Here is a 20734-nt window from a genome sequence, read left to right as displayed (position 1 = left end):
ACTTAGCGTTAAGACTGCCCCTATATTTAATACCTTTAAAATTTCATACGTTAAGATTTATTTACTTATAAATTTTTTATACTGTCACTATTTATTTTATACCTATTGCCGAGGACATTGATGAAGCACTCTACTCTTGCGCTTGTAATAGCATCTGTACTATCTGGAGCTGTACTGATTGGCTGTGACAAAAACGAGGACGCCGCTGGCGCAGATGCCGCACAGCAGCAGATGCCGCCTGCGGTTGTCAACGTTCAGACTGTCACTCTCGATACTGTACCCCAAGTACAAACATTCTCTGGACGCACTGCGGCCTATCAAACCGCTGACGTTCGTCCACAAGTTAATGGCGTCATTGACGAGGTACTGTTCCGTGAGGGCGGTAACGTCAAAAAAGACCAGCCTCTCTATCGTATCAATACTGATAACTATGCCACTTCTATCACCAGCGGTGAAGCAGCAGTTGCTCAGTCTCAAGCCAATTATCAGACTGCACTGGCCAATAACGCCAATGCCAAAGCTGAATTGGCCAGTCGCCAAGCTTCATTAGCCCAAGCGGTCAATGATTTTCAGCGACTACAAGGTCTTGTAGAGATCGACGCTATCTCTAAACAACAATACGATCAAGCACAGACAGAAGTCCGTACGGCACAAGCTTCATTAGAAAGTGCGCGTGCGGCGGTCGGTCAGACACAAGCAGGTATCGAAAGCGCGAAAGCAGGTATCCAAACGGCTCAAGCAGGATTGGAGTCCAGCACGTTAGATCTTAACCGTACGATTGTACGGGCACCAATCTCAGGGCGCACAGAGCGCTCGAATGTGACTGCGGGTACTTTAGTCAGCGCCAGTCAAGCCAGTCCACTGGTGACGATTTCGCGTCTAGACCCTATCTATGTAGATATCAGCCAATCATCGTCTGAGCTGCTCAAATTACGCCAGCAAATATCTGAAGGCAAAGCACAACCCGGTATGAACTCGGTTGAATTGGTTCTAGAAGATGGCTCAGTCTATCCTGTACGTGGCAAGCTTGCATTATCTGAAGCAAAGGTTGATGCGTCAACTGGCGCTGTGACCTTGCGTGCCATCTTCCCGAACAGCAATAACATCTTGCTGCCGGGTATGTATGTCACTGCACGCTTGACCCAAAGCGTCATTACCAATGCCGCGCTAGTGCCGCAAAGTGCAGTGTCACGTACGCCTAAGAGTGAGACGCAAGTCTATATCGTTGATGAAAACAACAAAATCCAAGTACGTCCAGTCACTATTAATGGTACTTATAACGGACAATGGGTAGTTACTGACGGTCTAAAAGCAGGTGATAAGGTCGTGATTATTGGTGGCTCAAAAGTCAAACCTGATCAAGAGGTAGTCGCTAAGCCATTAGAAAGCGCAAATCCAGCACCATCTGCAAAAGGACAAGGCACGCCAAACGCCAAAACGCCTCAGCAAGCTGCAAAAACGGTGGATAAGCCAGCTGGTAACGGAACTTCTGCTAAGAAACCTACAGAAACCACTGCTAACTAATTCCATTCAAAGATAGGAAGACTTAGGGATATACTATGTCACGTTTTTTTATTAATCGCCCTATTTTTGCATGGGTTATGGCTATTTTAGTCATGCTCATCGGGGTGATATCGGTCATTAACCTACCGATCGAACAGTATCCACGTATTGCACCACCGACCATCTCAGTCAGTGCCAGCTATCCTGGTGCTAACGCACAAACTGTCGAGAACTCAGTCGTACAGATCATTGAACAACGTATGAAGGGTCTTGATGGTCTGATGTATATGTCGTCATCGAGCTCGTCAAATGGTAGCGCCTCAGTGACGCTTACCTTTGAGAATGGTACTGATTCTGATACCGCACAAGTACAAGTACAGAACAAACTGCAAGCCGCGATGAGCTCCTTGCCTGAGTCTGTTCAGCGTCAGGGCGTCAACGTCAATAAATCGTCTAGCAGCTTTTTGATGGTGCAAGCATTTATTTCTGAAGATGGCACTATGGATCGAGCAGATATTGCCGATTACATTAACTCCAATGTCGTTGATTCGATCAGTCGTGTAGAGGGTGTGGGTGAAGTTCAAGTCTTCGGCTCTACCTATGCGATGCGTGTATGGCTTGACCCTTCACGCCTACGCAGCTATAACATGGTACCGTCTGATGTCGTCAATGCAATACGAGCGCAGAACGCGCAAGTATCTGCTGGTCAGCTAGGTCAAGCACCTGCTGATACCGATCAACAGGTTATCAATGCCACCGTTACAGTGCAAAGCTATCTACAAACACCTGAAGAATTCCAAAATATTCTGTTGAAAACGGATACCTCAGGCGCCCAAGTACGCTTAGGCGATGTGGCAGATGTCGAAATCGGTAGTGCAGACTATAGTGTAGTATCGCTATATAACGGTCAAGAAGCTGCCGCTTTGGGTATTTCACTCGCAGGTGGTGCTAACGCGCTTGAGACTCGTGAAGCCGTTGGCGCACGTATGGCGGAGCTAGAAAAAAACTTCCCAATTGGTCTAGCCTCAGTCGTTCCTTATGACACCACGCCATTTGTACGCTTGTCTATCGAACAAGTCGTCATGACCCTCATTGAGGCGATTGTGTTGGTATTTATCGTCATGTTCATTTTCTTACAGAACTGGCGTGCAACTATTATTCCAACGCTTGCCGTACCTGTCGTTTTATTGGGCACGTTTGCAGTGCTTTATGTAGCGGGCTTTAGTATCAACGTGCTGACCATGTTTGCGATGGTACTATCCATCGGTCTACTGGTCGATGATGCGATCGTTGTGGTAGAGAACGTTGAACGTATCTTAGAAGAAGATCCTCATATTTCTATTAAAGACGCGACCATTCAATCGATGGGTGAGATTAGTAAGATTGTTATCGGTATTGCTTTGATTCTATCAGCAGTATTTGTACCGATGGCCTTCTTCGGTGGTTCAACGGGCGTAATTTACCGTCAGTTCTCCATTACTTTGATTACTGCTATGGTGTTATCAGCCATTGTCGCCCTTGTTTTCACCCCTGCGCTATGCGTGACCTTATTAAAACGTGGCAAGAGCCATGAAAAAGGCAACGAAGAAAAGCAAAAAGGCTTTTTTGGCTGGTTTAACCGCTCATTCTTTAAGCTTAGTCGTTCATACGAAGGCTTTGTCGGTAAAAGCTTTCGCTTCAAATGGTTATATTTGATTGGTTATGCGGCCATTATTGGCGTCATGGTGGTGGTATTCTTACGTATTCCCGGCTCATTTTTACCAGAAGAAGATCAAGGTATTATGTTTACTTTGGTTCAGCTTCCTGCCGGTTCGACGTTAGATGAAACACAAGAAGTGCTCGATAAAGTAAGAAACTATTACGACACTCAAGAAACCGATAACATTGCCTCCGTCTTTACCATTGCAGGCTTCAGCTTTGCAGGTCAAGGGCAAAATATGGGACTGGCATTCGTTCGCCTGTCAGATTGGGAAGCGCGTTCCGGTGATGAGAACACTGCTCAGGCTGTTGCTGGTCGAGCAATGGGTTACTTCTTTACCCAATTAAATGAAGCGCAAGTTTTTGCGATTGTACCGCCAGCCATTACTGAACTTGGTAACGCCAGTGGTTTTGATTTGATGCTCCAAGATAATGGTAACCTTGGTCATGATGGGCTACTTGAAGCACGAAACATGCTGCTAGGCATGGCAGCGCAAAACGATCAAGTCGCAGGTGTACGTCCTAACGGTCAGGAAGACTCACCGCAGCTTAAGGTGAATATCAACCAAGAGCAAGCCGCCGCTTATGGCTTGTCACTAGGTAATATCAATAGCGTTATCTCCACCGCTTGGGGCTCAAGCTACGTTAATGACTTCATTGATCGTGGTCGTATTAAACGCGTCTTTGTTCAAGGTGAAGCGAGTAGCCGTACCAATCCTGATGATATTGGTAAATGGTATGTGCGAAATGAAATGGGCGATATGATCTCATTTAATGCTTTTTCGACCAGTGAATGGCAATCAGGCTCACCACGTCTGACCCGCTATAACAGCTTACCGTCTATGAACATCCAAGGTAGTGCTGCGCCCGGTCTAAGTACTGGTGAAGCCATGAGCTCGATGGAAACCATGATTGAGAAGCTACCTGAAGGTATCGGTTACGAGTGGACAGGTATGTCACTAGAAGAGCAAAAGTCAGGCGCTCAAGCACCGATGCTCTACGCGCTTTCAATCTTAGTCGTGTTCTTATGTTTGGCAGCCCTCTATGAAAGTTGGTCTATTCCATTCTCTGTACTACTCGTGATTCCACTTGGCGTATTGGGCGCAGTCATATTTACGTGGTTGCGAGGTTTCGCCAACGATATTTACCTGCAAGTAGGTCTACTGACGGTGGTTGGTCTATCGGCCAAAAACGCCATCTTGATCATTGAGTTTGCAAAAGAGCATCAAGAGGAAGGCTATAGTCTAAAAGAGGCAGTCATGACAGCCGCACGCCAACGTCTGCGCCCCATTATCATGACCTCACTTGCCTTTGGTCTAGGTGTTGTGCCATTATTCTTGGCGAGCGGTCCAGGTTCAGGCAGTCAAAATGCCATTGGTACCAGTGTGGTTGGCGGTGTTGTAACGGCGACCCTCTTAGGCATCTTCTTTATCCCAATGTTCTACATTTGGATACGCAGTGTGTTCCCTCACAAGTATGACAACAACAAGCCAAATGATAAAGGCGATGGCGACAATGGTACGCCTGCTCCTCAGAACCCAACTCCCTCAGAGAGTTATCAGCCTGCAAGCCTTGGAGACAATACATAATGAGTGCTCAAAAAACATGTACAACCAATACTACAGCGGTGGTAGCCTCAGCTACCCTTGCGCGCCCAGTTCTATCACGCATGCGCAAGAACAGCGGTCGTTTAATCGGCTTGACTGCTTTAGCGATGAGTATGGCGGCTTGTAACACCATTCCAAAAGCCGATACTCGCCCTGTACTTGCTGAGCCCAATATCTCTATTGAACAAGCCTACGGGGCGTTCGACAAGGAAACGGCTAGTAACGCGTCACAGCCAAGTATTGCGGGTCAACGCTGGCAAAACTTCTATAGCGATGAGCGTCTAAAAGGGCTGATTGCTTTAGGACTTGAGAACAATAAAGACTTTGAAAGTGCCCGTTTAGCCATTGAAAAAGCACGAGCGCAATATCAAATCACCGATATTAACGATTTGCCAACCATCAATGGTAGTGGCGGCTACACGCGCCAAGCACAGAATAGAACCGACAAAAACCCCAACAGTAGTTATAACGTCAACCTAGGATTGGCCAACTACGAGCTGGATTTTTGGGGTAAGATTTCTAGCCTAAAAGATCAAGCGTTGCAGAATTTTTTGGCGACTACAGCCGCGAAGGATTCGACTCAAATTAGTCTAATCAGTAATATTGCCCAAAGCTATGCCAATTTAAGCTATAGCTTGGCACAGCTTAAGCTGGCAGAAGCTACTGTTGAGAGTCGTGACAGATCATTGTTTATTGCGAGCAAACGTTTTGAGGCAGGCATTGATCCTAAACTGCCTTCACTTCAAGCCAGTGCTTCTTTAGAAAATGCTAGGCTTGCCGTATTACGGGCACAAAGCAGTATCTTGACCTCACGTAATGCCTTGCAATATTTGATTGGTGCTTCTATTCCAAACGAGTTGATTCCAACACCGGCAGTCAGCAATATTACTAGCCAGCAACTCTTTAATGCCGGCTTACCAAGTGAGTTGTTACGCTATCGCCCTGATGTTCTACAAGCGGAATACAACCTAAAAGCTGCGGGTGCCAATATCGAAGTGGCACGTGCGTCTTACTTCCCTTCTATTAGCTTAGCAAGTAGTGTTGGTGTCAGTAGCGGTAGCTTAGATGATCTGTTCAAAAGCGGTGCAGTCGGCTGGTCTTTTGGCCCAATTATTAGTGTCCCAATCTTTGATGCAGGACGTTTGGATGCTGAGTACAATGTGGCCAAAATCGAGCGTGAGCAGACGCTTTCGAGTTATGAGCGCTCTATCCAAACCGCATTCCGCGAAGTGTCGGATGTGTTAGCGACGCGCGCCACCTTGGGTGAGCAGTTAGAATCCCAGTATCGCCTACAAGATAACTTTGAGCAAACCTATCAAATTGCCGATGCACGCTTTAAAGCGGGTGTCTCCAACTATCTAGATGTCCTCGATGCCCAGCGTTCGTTATTCTCAACCCAGCAGGGAATTTTGGATTTAGAATTACAAAAACTTGTCAGCCAAATTGAGTTGTACCAAGCGCTCGGTGGCGGTGCTAACCTTGACGTGCCAACGGTCATCCCTGTGCCGCAATATACCAACTTGGTTCAAGTCGTTAACCTACCTGCCTATAGCAACAAGGTAAAAGCGGCTAACGCGATTGATGCGGCGAGCTCAGCACGTGTGGCGTCTGTACAAGAAGCCATCGCAATCAAACAAGCGCAGCCGTCAGAAACCACTACCTTTGAGCCGACTGCTATCGTCGATGTCAATAGCGATGGTAAAACAGATGCTGCAGTGGGTGTGATTACCGAAGAGACGCGTTTCAATGAAAATAGTGTTGAGCAAGTGCCCGTCACACAGATTGTTGAGCCTTAAATGGTTCGATCTTAAAATCGTGACATCATAGTATCCTTGTATTGACAGTTGATAAGTACCATTAGCCCTGCCGACTTGGTAGGGCTTTTTGCTTTTATCAGCTGTCTTTGGTTATAGTTGAATCACTAGGGCGTGTCTTCATTTCAAAAATGGTGATAAAAATGAGATAAATTGCCGTCAAACAAGAAAAATAGTGCAGATAATATCGGGATATTAACCAGCTATTTGACGATGTTTGGCAAGATTTATCCATTTTTAGCCCATTCAGATGACTATCGAGTGAATTGAAGACACGCCCTAGGCTAGCGGCCATTTTGTTAGCGACCATTTTCAAATATTAAATCTATAGTCGATGCTAAATAAAATAGATACACGACGTTATGATGCGTGACTGGTATAAATTCTTCTTGCTTGCTGTGCCTACGCAGACAGAGGCTACAAAAAATTTATATCAGTTTCGCTGTCTCTTTTTTATATTGAACTAACTATATCAGCACCTATACTCCAATGACATGAAGCGATAACCATTAAAACGATCGTAAGGAATGATTATGACCTATACCTTTAACCGCCAATACCCTGCCACTCGCCTGCGCCGCCTACGTTATAATGATAATGTACGGGCTATGATTCGTGAAGTAGAGCTACATCCTAAGCATTTCATCGCCCCCGTATTTGTCTTAGAAGGCAACAACCAGCGCGAAACCATCGCTAGTATGCCGGGTGTTGAACGCCTGTCAGTTGATTTGCTGATTGATTATGCCAAGGAATTATTAGCAGAAGGTGTCACTACTATCGACATCTTCCCTGTCATTGATAACTCACTAAAAACGCCTGATGGCAAAGCAGCCTATGATGAAAATGCCCTGACTGCACGTACGATAAAGGCGGTCAAAGACGCTGTGCCAGAAATGGTCGTCATGACCGATGTGGCATTAGATCCTTACACCTCACACGGTCAAGACGGCCTGCTCGATGACAGTGGCTATGTCATCAACGATGCAACCATCGAAGTATTGGTCAAGCAAGCGTTAGTACACGCCCGCGCAGGTGCTGATATCATCTCTCCCAGTGACATGATGGATGGTCGTATCAAAGCCATGCGTGATGCGTTCGAAGCAGAAGGTTTTGTGAATACCGCGATTATGGCCTACTCAGCCAAGTATGCCTCTGCATATTATGGTCCATTCCGTGATGCTGTCGGTAGTGCTGGCAATCTAAAAGGTGGGCATAAGAAACAATATCAGATGGACTTTGGCAATCGTGCTGAAGCACTGCATGAAGTCGCCATGGACATTAACGAAGGTGCTGATATGGTCATGATAAAACCCGGTCAGCCATACTTAGATTTGATTCGTGAAGTCAAAAATACCTTTGGTGTACCAACCTTTGCTTATCAGGTCTCTGGCGAATATGCCATGCATATGGCTGCTATCCAAAACGGCTGGTTGAGTGATGCGGTAATTCTAGAGTCATTAATTGGCTTCCGCCGTGCTGGTGCTGATGGCATCTTAACGTACTTTGCACTTGAGGCTGCCCGCCAATTAAACAATGCTTAATAGCAATTAAATGGCCTTTTATATCGCAAAAATCGCCCCAGCTGCTTCATAGTCGCTGGGGCGATTGTTTATACTGCAACTCTATATGAGGCAAAAGATTTTTATTGTGCTTACGAAGTATCGATATTTATAACTGCTCACGATTATGCGCTGTCGTAAAATCAATAGCAGGACCAACAGGTATGATACGAGTGGGATTGATATTGGCATGACTGGTGTAGTAATGCTGCTTGATGTGAGTCATATTCACCGTCTCTGCAATACCTGGCACTTGGTATAAATCACGCAGATAGCCCCACAGATTTGGATAATCAACAATGCGATGCAGATTACACTTAAAATGCCCAACATAAACGGCATCAAAACGCACCAAGGTGGTAAACAGTCGCCAATCGGCTTCGGTTATGGTGCTGCCTGTTAGATAACGCTGCTGTGCCAAGCGCGCCTCAAGTGTATCTAGTGCCGCAAACAGCTCAATCACTGCCTCTTCATAGGCTTCTTGTGTGGTCGAAAACCCAGTTTTATATACCCCATTATTAATCGTAGAATAGACAAAGGTATTGATATCGTCGATTTCTTGCAATAACTCCGCTGGCACAAAGTTACCTGATACTGCGCCCACATCATCAAAAGCTGAATTAAACATGCGAATGATTTCAGATGATTCATTACTCACAATCGTATTGGTCTTCTTATCCCATAAAATCGGCACTGTGACACGGCCTGTATAATCTGGCTTTGCTTTGGTATAAAGCTCATACGCATAGTCTGCATGGATAACTGGGTCAGCAACGACGCCTGCACCATCTGCAAATGTCCAACCGTGCTCACCCATATAGGGATTAACCACGGATATTGGGATGAGGTCTTCTAAACCTTTGAGCTTACGATAAATCAAAGCACGATGCGCCCAAGGACACGCAAGCGACACATATAGATGGTAACGGTCAGGTTCGGCTTTAAAGCCCTCAATACCTGTTGGCCCTGCCCTGCCATCCACGGTCACCCAGTTTCTAAAGCCTGCGTCTTCACGCTCAAAACGTCCACCATTGGCTTCTGTCTCGTACCATTTGTCTTGCCATTGTCCGTCTACCAATAAGCCCATATTATTCTCCGACTATTTCTAATTTTCATTTGACGCTGTTAGGCATGACTGAATCTAAGTCATTACTATTATGACTCTCACTTCAGTTAGAGAGATATCATACCAGTTATAGGCTCTTATTCATTATAATTAACAATAAAAACTAAACTTATTAAATGATATATTTAGTAAATATACACAAAAAAATATTCTGTAGTGCTTAATATAGACTTCAATTCTAAATATAATAATAATAAGGCAAGATTATGATAAAAAAGACTTGCAAAGTCTGTGAAACTTGCTAAAATGCTCAACCTAAATAGGCGTATAGCTCAGTTGGTTAGAGCGCTACCTTGACATGGTAGAGGTCAGCAGTTCGAGTCTGCTTATGCCTACCAAATTTAGAAAGCCCCAATCTCACGATTGGGGCTTTTTTTTGTCCGTAAAATATGGGCTGTAGAAGAAAATGAAACTATACGTAGATTCAAATTTTCTTTTTTTCACTTTCAGCAAACGTCATCAAAAAACGTGTGTGCCTAAATTGTGCCTAAGTTGCGCCTGCTCTCTATTTTGCCTATCTTTCAGAGTAGCACTTTCGACCTCTACCCTAAATTATTTAAAACACTCTCAAGTGGCACAACAGGCGATTCATACGATAATGCCTTGGCTGAAATCATCAACAGGCTATATAAGTCTGAGATGATTGAGTACCTAAAAGAGCAGTGGCATGGGGTGAACGATGTTGAACTGGCAACCCTTGAATGGGTGGCACTTCGAGCACACTCTCGTCTTGCAAAGCTAAATCGATAGTTAATCGATTTTTAACGTTTCTCAGGTCTAATAAAGCCCGACTGCATAGTGCAATTGGTTATGTCTCACCTTTTGAGTTTGAAAAGCGGTATTATGATAATTTAGCCCTGTCAGGCATTGCTGATTGACTTAAGTAAACAGTCTCCGATATAGCCCGACAGATCACTACCCTTAGGGAATTCGAACATGATCCTGAAACTTAACGTCAAACTCCATTATCGACTCTCCGCGCCGATGGACCTTTTACTTCAGATCGAAGCCGCCGATCTTGTGGATCAGCGGGTGCGTTCGACCGAGATTTGGACATCAGACGTTGCGCATTTTTCACGGGTCGCCGCCGATGATGGCATAGGAGAGCGGATTTGGATCCGCGCCGAAGGGGATTTTAGCTGCACTTACATCGCAGAAATTGCCGTTGATCGTCCTATCTTGGACATATCGGCACTGCCCCAAACGCCACTCCACCTTTTGCCCGGAGAGACGATCAAACATTTGATGCCGTCTCGCTATTGCCCGTCAGACGAGTTCCAAGCCTTCGTGGACGCCGAGTTTGGCGATCTCGCTGGCGGCGCACGGATTGCCGCGATGCGTGATTGGATCGAGTCGGCGTTTAGCTATGTGCCCGGATCAAGCCACGCACAAACCACCGCGCTCGACAGCTTTGTTCAACGTCAGGGCGTATGCCGTGATTTTGCGCATGTTCTCGTGACACTAGCGCGTGCGTCGTCGATACCCGCTAGGTTTGCGAGTGTTTATGCGCCTGATGTGACGCCACAGGACTTCCATGCCGTGGCCGAAGTCTATCTCGGGGGAAGCTGGCACCTCATTGATCCGACCGGCATGGCAGATGCCGACACGATGGCACGCATCGGTGTTGGATCTGACGCTTCCAGCGTCGCGTTCTTAACCTCGTTCGGATCCATAGAATTGGTCAACCAATCGATATCCGTGACTAGACAAGCTTAGTATCCTGACCCTAGGCATGCGGGTCTGCATTTGAGACAATGACCGCTGCCATAACAGGAGGGAGGCGGCAGTGGTCTTGCTCAATCGGTTTCGCGCTCTTCACCCTGCGGATCAAGGTCTTCGTTCAACGAATCAAGGACAAGGTAGGCATGACATGTTGCGTGTCCAAGAATAAGCAAGACCAAGATCTACTACAAACGAGTAACGGCGTCGGTGTTATTGTCTTAAGACAGATACTGTCCCTCATGCACGATAAAAACTTTACTAAAGCGTCTCAGGCTGCTGCCTTTTTAGGACTGATCCCTATTCAATCTCTAAACCCATTTTCAAAATGGTATATTCGTTCAATGATTTATCAGTATATGTTCGATGCACTATACAGGCATCGCACTGCTAGTGTTAGATATGAACTTAATGACTATAAAATCGACAGCATGAGTCATTATGATCGAGCTGTCTGATTAAAACCTCCCATGTTATTTTCTACAATTTCTTCAGAATAGCTCAATTGACATTGTAGTTTAGCGAACTGGATTGCACTCAAAAAAGATCACATAAAAGTAGGCAACGTCGTTTTATGGATCACTTGTCTAACTGATAAGTGGGTATGTATGTCTTTAACGCTAGTAAGCTTATGTAGCTTACGAGTAAATTCTTCATAACCGTTGAGATCTGGGCTTACTACCTCTAATAAGTAATCGTAAGAGCCCGAAACAACATGTCCATTAATCACCTCATCCATCTCAGATAACGCTTTTTCAAAGGCTATAATTGATTCTTCTTGATGGTTGCTCAGACTAACTTCTACAAAAAAGCTCATCGTAATACCAACTTTAGCTTTGTTTACGTTCGCCTGATAGCCCTCTATATAAAACTCATCTTCTAAACGTTTCAAGCGCCTGGCACAAGGTGAGGGTGACAACCCTATTCGCTCGGCTAATTCAGCCGTTGATAAGCGTCCTTCTTTTTGAAGCACTTCCAAAATATGACGATCAATTTTATCCATAAATCACCTCTCTAGCGTTTTCAGCCAAAATTTTACAGTTATTTAGCATTATCCATCAAATAACTGTGAAATTGCAATCAATAAACAGAGATAAAGGCGTGGCTTTTGATTGATAATTGGTTTTTAAAGATAAGCATAAGAAATCAATATGAATACAGTATTTCAGTCCTCACCACGTAAAAAACCCTTATTCATAATGTCGCCGCTAATGAAAGGCTATGTGGCTATGATTATTGTGTTATTTATCTGGTCAGGCTTTGCATTAACTGTTCGAGCTGTTGGTGCGTCGTCGTTAAGCATTGCTGATGTCATGTTAATTCGATTTAGCGTGCCCCTACTTTTATTGACGCCATGGGTATTGTCCAGTTTGAAGGAAATCAAAAATATTAAATGGTCTGACATCACGTTTATTATGCTTGGCGGTGTTCCTTTTCTCTTGCTAGCCACTTTTGGCGCGAGCACTGCTCCTGCAGCTTACGTTGGCACTATTTTGACAGGGACGCCAGTATTCTTTGCTGCTCTCTTATCCTTTGTTTTTTATCGTCAACGAATCTCGCTGAGTAAATTTTTGGCATTTCTTCTTATTCTCTTTGGCATAGCCACTATGATTGTCGGGAATGCAAGGTCAATACCTGACAGTCTTCTACATGGCGCAGCCTTTTTACTGATAGCGAGTCTGGTTTGGGCGGGTTACACCTTAGGCTTAAAAAATACGAAATTGAGTCCAATAGCTGTTGCTATCGTACTTTCTTATACTTCATTTTTTGTGACATTGGTGATGGTACTATCTGGTATTTTGAAGACAAATCTAGGGGTGATTTCTTTTGACGACGCCCTACCTTTTATCTTAGTACAAGGTGTTGGCGTTGGTGTTATCTCAACCATTGGATTTTCTTATGCGGTCAATAAACTTGGTTCTATTCGCTCTTTGTTACTTGGTTCCCTGTCTCCCGGATTAACCGCATTACTCGCAGCGTTGGTACTTCATGAAGCCTTATCAATCGCAATGATATGCGGCATAGCGTTAAGCACAATTGGCGTCATTTTGTCTAATCGGGCAAAATAAATGAGGACATGTCCTCATTTTAAAGATGAAGATAAAAAAGAAATAAATTACCGTCAAACACTGTTTGGCAGAATTTAGCCACCTCTATCCCAGTTAGATTACTATTATTCGAATTGCTAACATGCCTTAGTATAAAGTAAGTATACGGGAGGAGTTTCATCGAATATGTGTACTACAGTGCCCAGGTAACCCTCCCAAACTTAAGACACCTAATAAATAGAATTAAGCTGCCTGACACCGTATCTGATTTATATAGGATTGACTATACATGAGAGTTATTCATGCTCGGCTTAATACAAAAAAGCCAGATGCATAAGGCATCTAGCTCATTGAAAACCATCAATCTATTTTAGAACGAGACAGATTAAAAAATCATATGAGCACATAGTGCAATAATCGGTAATGAGATAATAGTTCTCAATAGGAAAATCACTAATAACTGTAAGAAACTAACTGGAATCTTTGTTCCTAAAATCAATCCGCCTACTTCCGACATATAGATCAATTGAGATACTGACAAGCAAGCGATGACAAACCGAGTTAATTCTGATTCTATTGAAGAGCCGATAATAGCAGGTAAAAACATATCGGCAAAACCGACCATAATGGTTTTTGACATTTCTGCTGCAAAAGGTATATTCAATAACTCTAAGAAGGGGATAAACGGCATACCTAAATAATCAAATACAGGTGTTTCTTCTGCAACGATTAAGCCCATCGTCCCGATTGCCATAACGACAGGTAATATTCCGATCCACATATCCAAAATATTCTTTAACCCATCCTTTAAGAAAGTAGAAAAGCTTGGACTTTTTTCTGCTTTGTGAACGGCTTTATGTAAACTATGGGTAAATAATGTTTTTCCTTCAGGGATGGTTTCATGATCTCTATCACTGTTTTCTACTACATACGTATCTTCAATTCTAGATAAAGGCAGTAATCTTGGTACTATTAAAGCACAAACGATCCCGCATAAAGCCACGACCCCAATCATATTGAGAAAGTAAGTTTCTAGCTTAACTTGAGAGATGACAACCAAACAGAATGTAATCGATACTGCTGAAAAGCTTGTCGCAATAACGGCTGCTTCTTTTTTGGTATAAAATCCGCCTTCCAATTGTTTATCGGTCAATAATACACCAATAGTGCCATCACCCAACCATGAGGTTAGACAATCTACAGAGGACCTACCGGGCAAACCAAATAGAGGTCTCATTACTTTACTTAATAAAACACCAAAAAACTCTAATAAGCCAAAATCAAGTAGTAATGGTAGCAATAATCCAGCTAAGAAAAATACGATAAAAAGTATTGGCATTAGTTCATATAATATTAAGCCGCCAATATTGTCTGAATATATTGCCTCAAACCCAAATTTGAAATAGGTAACGACAACAAAAAACGCACCAAGCATTCTAATAATAAGCCAAGGGGTTGTGACGTTCAGTAAGTTGTTTAAAAATGCATTATTCAAAATCAATGAAGGTTTCATGATTTTAGTATACAACGTACAACACAGTGTAATCATAATTGAGATTACAACAAGCAATGGTAAAATATCACCCATGTACCCTTGTATATAATCCTTTAACACAGAGATAGGAATGGTGAATCCTTCTGCATATGATACAAATTTACCATCTACATAGGGAATTGGAAATACGAAAAGCATCAAACCTATTATAGAGGGTATAAAGAATTTTAAAAATTGTTTGATATTGATATTGCTAACATCTTGACTTGAAGAACTAGCTTTAATAATGTCCATATTATTGTTACTCGCAGTCCATTTTTTAACTAACCTAAATATTTTCAATACATATATTTAGGTTAGATGCTTTAACTTATTTTAAATATTTAATATTAGTAATTCTTTAAAAGAGACTGTGTCACTTTTTCTAAAATTTTAAATATTCTGGTTGAGTCATCTTTTGAATTGTTATACAAAGGATTGATTTCTGCCATTTCCCAACAGCATACTTTCTTATTCTTGATTAGCTCTATGTTAAGTTGCATGGCTTGTTCGTATGACAGACCGTTCATTGCAGGCGTACCGGTTCCTGGCACATACAAAGGGTCCACGCTGTCAACATCGAATGAGACATAAATGTGATCGCAGTATTCTAGTTTCTTAAAGATTTCCTCTACTGTGGAACTGATGCCTTTTTGAGTTATCTCAGCAACGCTATATAAAGGGATCTTGTGTCTTCTAATTAAATCCATCTCTTCTTCTTGATAGTCTCTAACGGCACAGAAAACCACATTCTCTGGCTTGATTGAGGGTTCATCAGAAGCCATGAATTTCAATCTCTCCCAATACTCTTTTTCTTTTTCAGAAAGCTCGTTGCGCTGGCATTCTAAATTATCGATCGCACAAGCCATCGCCAAAGGCATACCATGCATATTTCCTGAGCCACTGGTGTAGGGTGAATGAAAGTCAGCGTGTGCATCTATATAGACCACACCAATTTCAGCATCAGGATGCGCCATTTTTAGGCCATGCATCGTTCCTGCGCAGCTAGAGTGGTCTCCAGCTAAAACGATGGGGAATTTATTCTCATTTCTGATATCTTTTATTTTATGTGCTAACTTAGAGATAATCGGTTCAATCACATCAGCATATTTTGCATGCGCAAATTGTGATTCCCCTTCACTATTACTATCGTCCTCAATACTGTCGAATTGCAATTTTTCAAAATAATCTGCATTAAGCTCTTTCGATGACGCTTTTAATGCATCAATTCCTAAAGAGGCGCCTTTTTTATATCCTGCGATATCTGAATAAACCTCTACTATTCTTATATTTTTCATCATATCAGTCATGATTTTGTCTCTATTAAATAAAATAATTTTTACATCATTTAAATTAAATTCATTTTTATATATTAAAGCTCTTGAAAATTAGCAGATAGATTTAAAAAATAAACATATCCATAACTATCCAAGATCCTTGATAAACATAGATAAAATTAAAAAACGATGTTGGTTTCAAACCTTATACAAAATTAGAAGTACTTTTAGAAGCACTTATCGTTTTGTAGTATTAATTACTGTTGCATTAATCACTTACAACATAGCCACAGATTCAGCTTCATTCGTCACTAGGCTATGATCTTTGCTATGCTCTTTTACTACCGAATATAGATTTTTAGGGTCAGCTTGCTGAGGGATCATATCTAAAATCTCATACCCTCCCTGCTTTTTGATCAAGTCGCGTAAAAATACCAATGCCGTAAAGTCTTCTGATGCAAACCCAACGCCATCAAACACGACTAGATCATCATCTGACGTTCGAGCTTGCACTTCACCTTTGAGGATGCGATGAAACTCAGTAACAGGGAAGTCGCTTGATAGATTTTGGATTTCCCCCTCAATGCGTGTCTGAGGCTCAAACTCCACAATCACATGATCTGCTCGCATTAAAATATTGCTGTCCAGCTCTGTCTTACCAGGACAATCACCGCCTATCGCATTGATATAAACACCTTTTTTGATTATATCGTCGCGTAAAATAGTGGCGTTGGTTTTGTCAGCCGTACAGGTAGTAATGATCTCTGCCCCTAAAACAGCTTCCTCTAATGTGCGACAAATAATCACTTTCAAACCTGAGTCTGAAAGGTTATCAGCCGTTTTCTGCGAGGCCGCTGGATCAACATCATACAAACGAACTTCTGAGATACCCATTATGGCTTTCATACCCAATGCTTGAAATTCAGACTGAGCACCGTTTCCTATTAACGCCAGTTTTGTAACGCCTTTTGGGGCACAATGTTTGGCCAACATAGCTGATGTGGCAGCCGTACGTAATGCCGTCAGGATACACATCTCTGTCAGCAAAATAGGATAGCCATTTTCGACGTCAGACAAGATGCCCATCGCCGCTACGGTCTGTAAGTTTCGTTTGGTATTGATTGGATGACCATTGACATATTTGCAAGCAAACATCTCTCCATCGCTGACTGGCATCAACTCGATGACACCGTCTTTGGAATGCGAAGCAAAGCGAGAAGATTTTTCAAATTGATCCCAACGAAGATAATCTTTTTCTAAAGCATCCACTAGATCTGTAATACATTGCTCAACGCCATAATCATGAATCATTTTAGCCATCGCTTGTACACTAACGAATGGAACCCCTTCCTTGGGTGGTACGATAAATTTAGACATTAATGCTGTTCCTTTTCATGAATATTGTTTATTGAACCGACAATTAATATCCTACCAACTATAATTGTCAGTTAAAATGTCAATAAGTTATTAAATATGGGCCTATTTTTGACATATTGTTAGATACTACTTAGCATAATGTCAAAATTCAATGAAGGAAGCGTTTTTATGGCGTACTACACTTATGATTCTTTAGATAGCGAACTGATATCTGAACTTCGACAAGATGGTCGAGCAACCATCTCAAACCTTGCTAAAAAACTCAAAGTCTCTCGTGCCACTGTCCAAAACAGATTGGATAGACTGATGCATAACGGCGCTATTTTAGGATTTACGATTCGAGTGCATGAGGCACTAGATAAAGAAACCGTCAAAGCGATGATGATGATTGAAGTAACAGGAAAGTCTACGTCACAAGTGATTAGGAAACTGCGAGGTATCCCACAACTGATTAAGCTACATACGACCAATGGGGCATGGGACTTGGTAGGAGAGATACACACCACAAGCTTGAGAGAGTTTGATGAAGTGCTGCGTCAAGTCAGAGAGATTGATGGCATTCTTAATAGCGAAACCAGTGTTCTGCTTTCGAGTTTGTAATATAGTCAATCCTCTATAAACTGGATACGGTGTCAGTCACGCTCTAAGGATGCAATTCCCTAATGAGGATTTGAGCCTTTGGCTGTAGCCCACGTAATTCCAATGGGTATAGGCTTTTATATTGAATTAGTGTACATCTGAATCTACTCAATTGGCTTGATGGTGTTTGACTAGGTTATTAGGTAATCATTAAAGTATAGACCTCTAAAACTCCTACGCTTCAATGATCGGAGTGATTCACCGCTGACTATTTAAACTATGTTTCAGTACTGGCAACCCAATAAAAACTCATATCTTTTTTTAAAGGTACAATTTTTTAAAGGTACAGTTGCAAGTGTATGACCTTCATTTTCAGTGAATTTAATTTGAATGCGCATGAACACAGGTAATACGCTTCATATTTTTATCAGTTATACGCAGAGAATAAGCAATAAAAACAATACAGTGATGTACTGACAGCGATATTCAAGAGGCACCGATTCTCATCCATATTGTCACGCCTGTGTAGGCAATGATTTTTGATGATGCAGGGCATACAAGTGCCGTTAGCAACCAAGGCAAGTAGTGATATAATGTCCCAATTATCGATATTTTATGAAAGGTTTACATTATGGCTCGTACAGCTAGCGCATTGCATATTTTAGTAAAACACAAAGAGCAGGCTGAAGACATTATTGCCAAGCTCAAAAAAGGCGCCAAGTTTGATGTACTGGCTAAAAAACACTCAACCTGCCCATCAGGTAAAAAAGGCGGCAGCTTAGGTGAGTTTGAAAAAGGTGACATGGTACCGCCATTTGACAAAGTCTGCTTCAGCGGCGAACTCTTCACCCCACATTTAGTGAAAACCAAATTTGGCTGGCACGTGGTTAAAGTGCTTTACAGGACGTAAGCACTAGCGCCGGAGCTTTTGGTGGTAGCTGACTGAAAGATGCCTTAAACATTGTCCTGACTCATATATGATCTAAAACAACTTACAATCTAATGTCAGTGTCATAGCTAATAACATAAGAGGCTATCCTAGATTTTTTTACTTATCTAGGATAGCCCCGCTAACTATCATCTAAGATATTATGGACAGAGTAGAGGTCAGCATTTCGAGTCTGCTTATGCTTACCAAACCCAGAAAGCCCCAATCTTAAGATTGGGGCTTTTTTTGTCTGTAAAGTGTGCGCTGTAGAAGGAAAATTCGTACTTGAATCACATCCTAAGCACAACTATTTAATCAAGAAATATAACTATTAATTGATAAGGAATGATAAGCCTAAATTACCACCTTGATCACCACTGTTACCACCGAAAGCACTATTTAATCCAAATTTACCATCTAGCGTCGTATAGTTAACCCCTAGCGCATAGCCTGTCTCACCAGACCAAGTACCTCCTGCTAAGCCAACACTAAACTTACCTGGAACGTCTGAATACTTAAGACCAGCAAATGCTAATGATGATGCTATTGCCTTATTTTGACGATCCTCTAATGCATTGATTTCACGATCTGTATAACCAAATGCTTCAGCCTGACTTTGGAACAATTGACCACCGTTCACGGCATCAGTTGAAGTAGCAGAGAGCTGACCTGCGCCTACATTTCGTACCACGTTACCGCCCATATTAACTGCAGCACCCTGACTAACAGTGAGTGACTGCGATACTTCTAAGGTTTGCGTATCTAGGTTTTGCGTACTGATATCATCAGGTCTAAAAGTATTGGTTAGAACTAACTCATTGGCAGTCACAGTGCCCGTTACTGATAGGTTACCAGTCGTATTTATATCACCAGTATTATTGATACCGTTCGTAGTCGTTTGACCTGTTGCTGTCAAATCGGTCGTCGTCACACTGTCTGTACTGATAGCACCTGTGTTAGCAATACCGTTCGTAGTCGTTTGACCTGCCACACTTAACGTATTACCTAATGTAGCCGCACCAGTATTCGTTAAAGTACCTGAGTTGGTTAGGTTACCAGTGTTGGCTAGCAGACCGGTGTTACGAATACCATTGGTAGTCGTTTGACCTGCCACACTTAACGTATTGCCTAATGTAGCCGCACCCGTATTGGTCAGAGTACCTGAGTTGGTTAGGTTACCAGTGTTGGCTAGAAGACCGGTGTTAGCAATACCCTTCGTAGTCGTTTTACCTGCCACGCTTAGCGTGTTTTGTAAGGTAGTTGCACCAGTGTTCGTTAGCGTACCTGAGTTGGTCAAGTTACCAGTGTTGGCTAGCAGACCGGTGTTAGCAATACCATTAGTAGTCGTTTGGCCTGTTGCTGTAAAATCAGTAGTAGTCAGACTGTCTGTACTGATAGCACCTGTATTAGCTATACCATTCGTGGTCGTTTGACCCGCTACGCTTAGCGTATTTTGTAAGGTAGTTGCACCAGTGTTCGTTAGTGTACCTGAGTTGGTTAAATTACCTGTGTTGGCTAGTAGTCCGGTGTTATCCAAACCATTGGTGCTAGATTGGCCTGCAACACTTAGCGTGTCTTGTAGTTCAGTAGCGCCAGTATTGGTTAGCGTGCCTGAGTTGGTTAAATTACCAGTGTTGGCAAGCAGTCCGGTGTTATCCAAACCATTGGTGCTAGATTGGCCTGCAACACTTAATGTGTCTTGTAGTTCAGTAGCGCCAGTATTGGTTAGCGTGCCTGAGTTGGTTAAATTACCAGTGTTGGCTAGAAGTCCGGTGTTATCAATACCATTAGTGCTAGATTGGCCTGCCACGCTTAGCGTGTCCTGCAAGGTAGTTGCACCAGTGTTCGTTAGCGTGCCTGAGTTGGTTAAATTACCAGTGTTGGCTAGAAGACCGGTGTTATCCAAACCATTGGTGCTAGATTGGCCTGCAACACTTAATGTGTCTTGTAGTTCAGTAGCGCCAG

Annotated in this window: 15 protein-coding genes, 1 tRNA gene and 1 pseudogene; 11 read left to right on the top strand and 6 right to left on the bottom strand. The window is 42.8% G+C overall.

Translation table 11 applies throughout. The annotated features are described in order from the left end of the window. The first annotated feature begins 120 nt into the window (after nt 1-120). The 4 genes from IE130_RS07715 to hemB all read left to right on the top strand — a co-directional run bounded on the left by IE130_RS07715 (nt 121) and on the right by hemB (nt 8163). On the top strand, nt 121-1524 hold the full coding sequence (locus IE130_RS07715; RefSeq protein ID WP_189584186.1) for an efflux RND transporter periplasmic adaptor subunit: 1404 nt from the start codon (nt 121-123) through the stop codon (nt 1522-1524). A gap of 35 nt (nt 1525-1559) precedes the next feature. After that, the gene (locus IE130_RS07710; protein ID WP_189584184.1) at nt 1560-4790 is read left to right on the top strand and encodes an efflux RND transporter permease subunit; all 3231 of its coding nucleotides are present in this window, start codon (nt 1560-1562) and stop codon (nt 4788-4790) included. Next, nucleotides 4790-6604: an efflux transporter outer membrane subunit gene (locus tag IE130_RS07705; RefSeq protein ID WP_189584181.1), complete on the top strand. Its 1815-nt coding sequence runs from the start codon at nt 4790-4792 to the stop codon at nt 6602-6604. Before IE130_RS07710 ends, IE130_RS07705 begins: the two co-directional genes overlap by 1 nt. Before the next feature lie 551 nt (nt 6605-7155). Then, nucleotides 7156-8163, top strand: coding sequence for a porphobilinogen synthase (hemB, locus tag IE130_RS07700; protein ID WP_189584178.1), 1008 nt, complete (start codon nt 7156-7158; stop codon nt 8161-8163). A gap of 127 nt (nt 8164-8290) precedes the next feature. Here the strand turns inward: hemB and IE130_RS07695 are convergent, their stop codons facing one another. Then, nucleotides 8291-9268 carry a glutathione S-transferase family protein gene (locus IE130_RS07695; protein ID WP_189584175.1) on the bottom strand — a complete coding sequence of 326 codons (978 nt, stop codon included), beginning with the start codon at nt 9266-9268 and terminating at the stop codon, nt 8291-8293. A gap of 300 nt (nt 9269-9568) precedes the next feature. Here IE130_RS07695 and IE130_RS07690 point away from each other — a divergent pair. The 4 genes and pseudogenes from IE130_RS07690 to IE130_RS14395 all read left to right on the top strand — a co-directional run bounded on the left by IE130_RS07690 (nt 9569) and on the right by IE130_RS14395 (nt 11484). Next, nucleotides 9569-9645 (top strand) — tRNA-Val (locus tag IE130_RS07690). A 229-nt stretch (nt 9646-9874) separates the two neighbouring features. Continuing rightward, a pseudogene (locus IE130_RS14400) lies at nt 9875-10015 on the top strand (IS3 family transposase); the annotation flags it as partial. Between the two features lie 228 nt (nt 10016-10243). After that, nucleotides 10244-11023, top strand: a complete 780-nt coding sequence (locus IE130_RS07680; RefSeq protein WP_189584172.1) for a transglutaminase-like domain-containing protein — start codon at nt 10244-10246, stop codon at nt 11021-11023. 38 nt (nt 11024-11061) lie between these two features. Next, a complete protein-coding gene (locus IE130_RS14395) occupies nt 11062-11484 on the top strand; it encodes a transposase (protein ID WP_373299642.1) in 423 nt (140 codons plus the stop codon). Nucleotides 11485-11573: 89 nt separating this feature from the next. Here IE130_RS14395 and IE130_RS07670 read toward each other — a convergent pair whose 3' ends face one another. Beyond that, a complete protein-coding gene (locus tag IE130_RS07670) occupies nt 11574-12029 on the bottom strand; it encodes an Lrp/AsnC family transcriptional regulator (protein WP_189584166.1) in 456 nt (151 codons plus the stop codon). A 148-nt stretch (nt 12030-12177) separates the two neighbouring features. Between IE130_RS07670 and IE130_RS07665 the strand changes: the two genes are divergently transcribed. Then, the gene (locus IE130_RS07665; RefSeq protein ID WP_227676166.1) at nt 12178-13095 is read left to right on the top strand and encodes an EamA family transporter; all 918 of its coding nucleotides are present in this window, start codon (nt 12178-12180) and stop codon (nt 13093-13095) included. 364 nt (nt 13096-13459) lie between these two features. Here the strand turns inward: IE130_RS07665 and IE130_RS07660 are convergent, their stop codons facing one another. From IE130_RS07660 to ocd, 3 genes are all read right to left on the bottom strand, one after another. Then, nucleotides 13460-14863, bottom strand: coding sequence for a YjiH family protein (locus tag IE130_RS07660; RefSeq protein ID WP_189584163.1), 1404 nt, complete (start codon nt 14861-14863; stop codon nt 13460-13462). A gap of 95 nt (nt 14864-14958) precedes the next feature. Further along, the gene (locus IE130_RS07655) at nt 14959-15918 is read right to left on the bottom strand and encodes an arginase (RefSeq protein WP_189584160.1); all 960 of its coding nucleotides are present in this window, start codon (nt 15916-15918) and stop codon (nt 14959-14961) included. Nucleotides 15919-16161: 243 nt separating this feature from the next. Continuing rightward, the gene (gene ocd / locus IE130_RS07650) at nt 16162-17262 is read right to left on the bottom strand and encodes an ornithine cyclodeaminase (protein WP_189584157.1); all 1101 of its coding nucleotides are present in this window, start codon (nt 17260-17262) and stop codon (nt 16162-16164) included. A gap of 168 nt (nt 17263-17430) precedes the next feature. Here ocd and IE130_RS07645 point away from each other — a divergent pair, with 168 nt between their 5' ends. Both IE130_RS07645 and IE130_RS07640 read left to right on the top strand, forming a co-directional pair. Next, nucleotides 17431-17862 carry an Lrp/AsnC family transcriptional regulator gene (locus IE130_RS07645; RefSeq protein ID WP_110923720.1) on the top strand — a complete coding sequence of 144 codons (432 nt, stop codon included), beginning with the start codon at nt 17431-17433 and terminating at the stop codon, nt 17860-17862. A gap of 610 nt (nt 17863-18472) precedes the next feature. Continuing rightward, nucleotides 18473-18751 carry a peptidylprolyl isomerase gene (locus IE130_RS07640; RefSeq protein WP_010199082.1) on the top strand — a complete coding sequence of 93 codons (279 nt, stop codon included), beginning with the start codon at nt 18473-18475 and terminating at the stop codon, nt 18749-18751. Between the two features lie 349 nt (nt 18752-19100). Here the strand turns inward: IE130_RS07640 and IE130_RS07635 are convergent. Then, nucleotides 19101-20734: beta strand repeat-containing protein (locus IE130_RS07635; protein ID WP_189584154.1), on the bottom strand; the 1634-nt coding region annotated here is incomplete at its 5' end.

Origin of the sequence: Psychrobacter glaciei, from assembly GCF_014652895.1 — a bacterium.
GTDB lineage: Bacteria > Pseudomonadota > Gammaproteobacteria > Pseudomonadales > Moraxellaceae > Psychrobacter > Psychrobacter glaciei.
The sequence above is the reverse complement of the archived record's forward strand: the minus strand, read 5'-3'. Positions and strand labels throughout refer to the sequence as shown.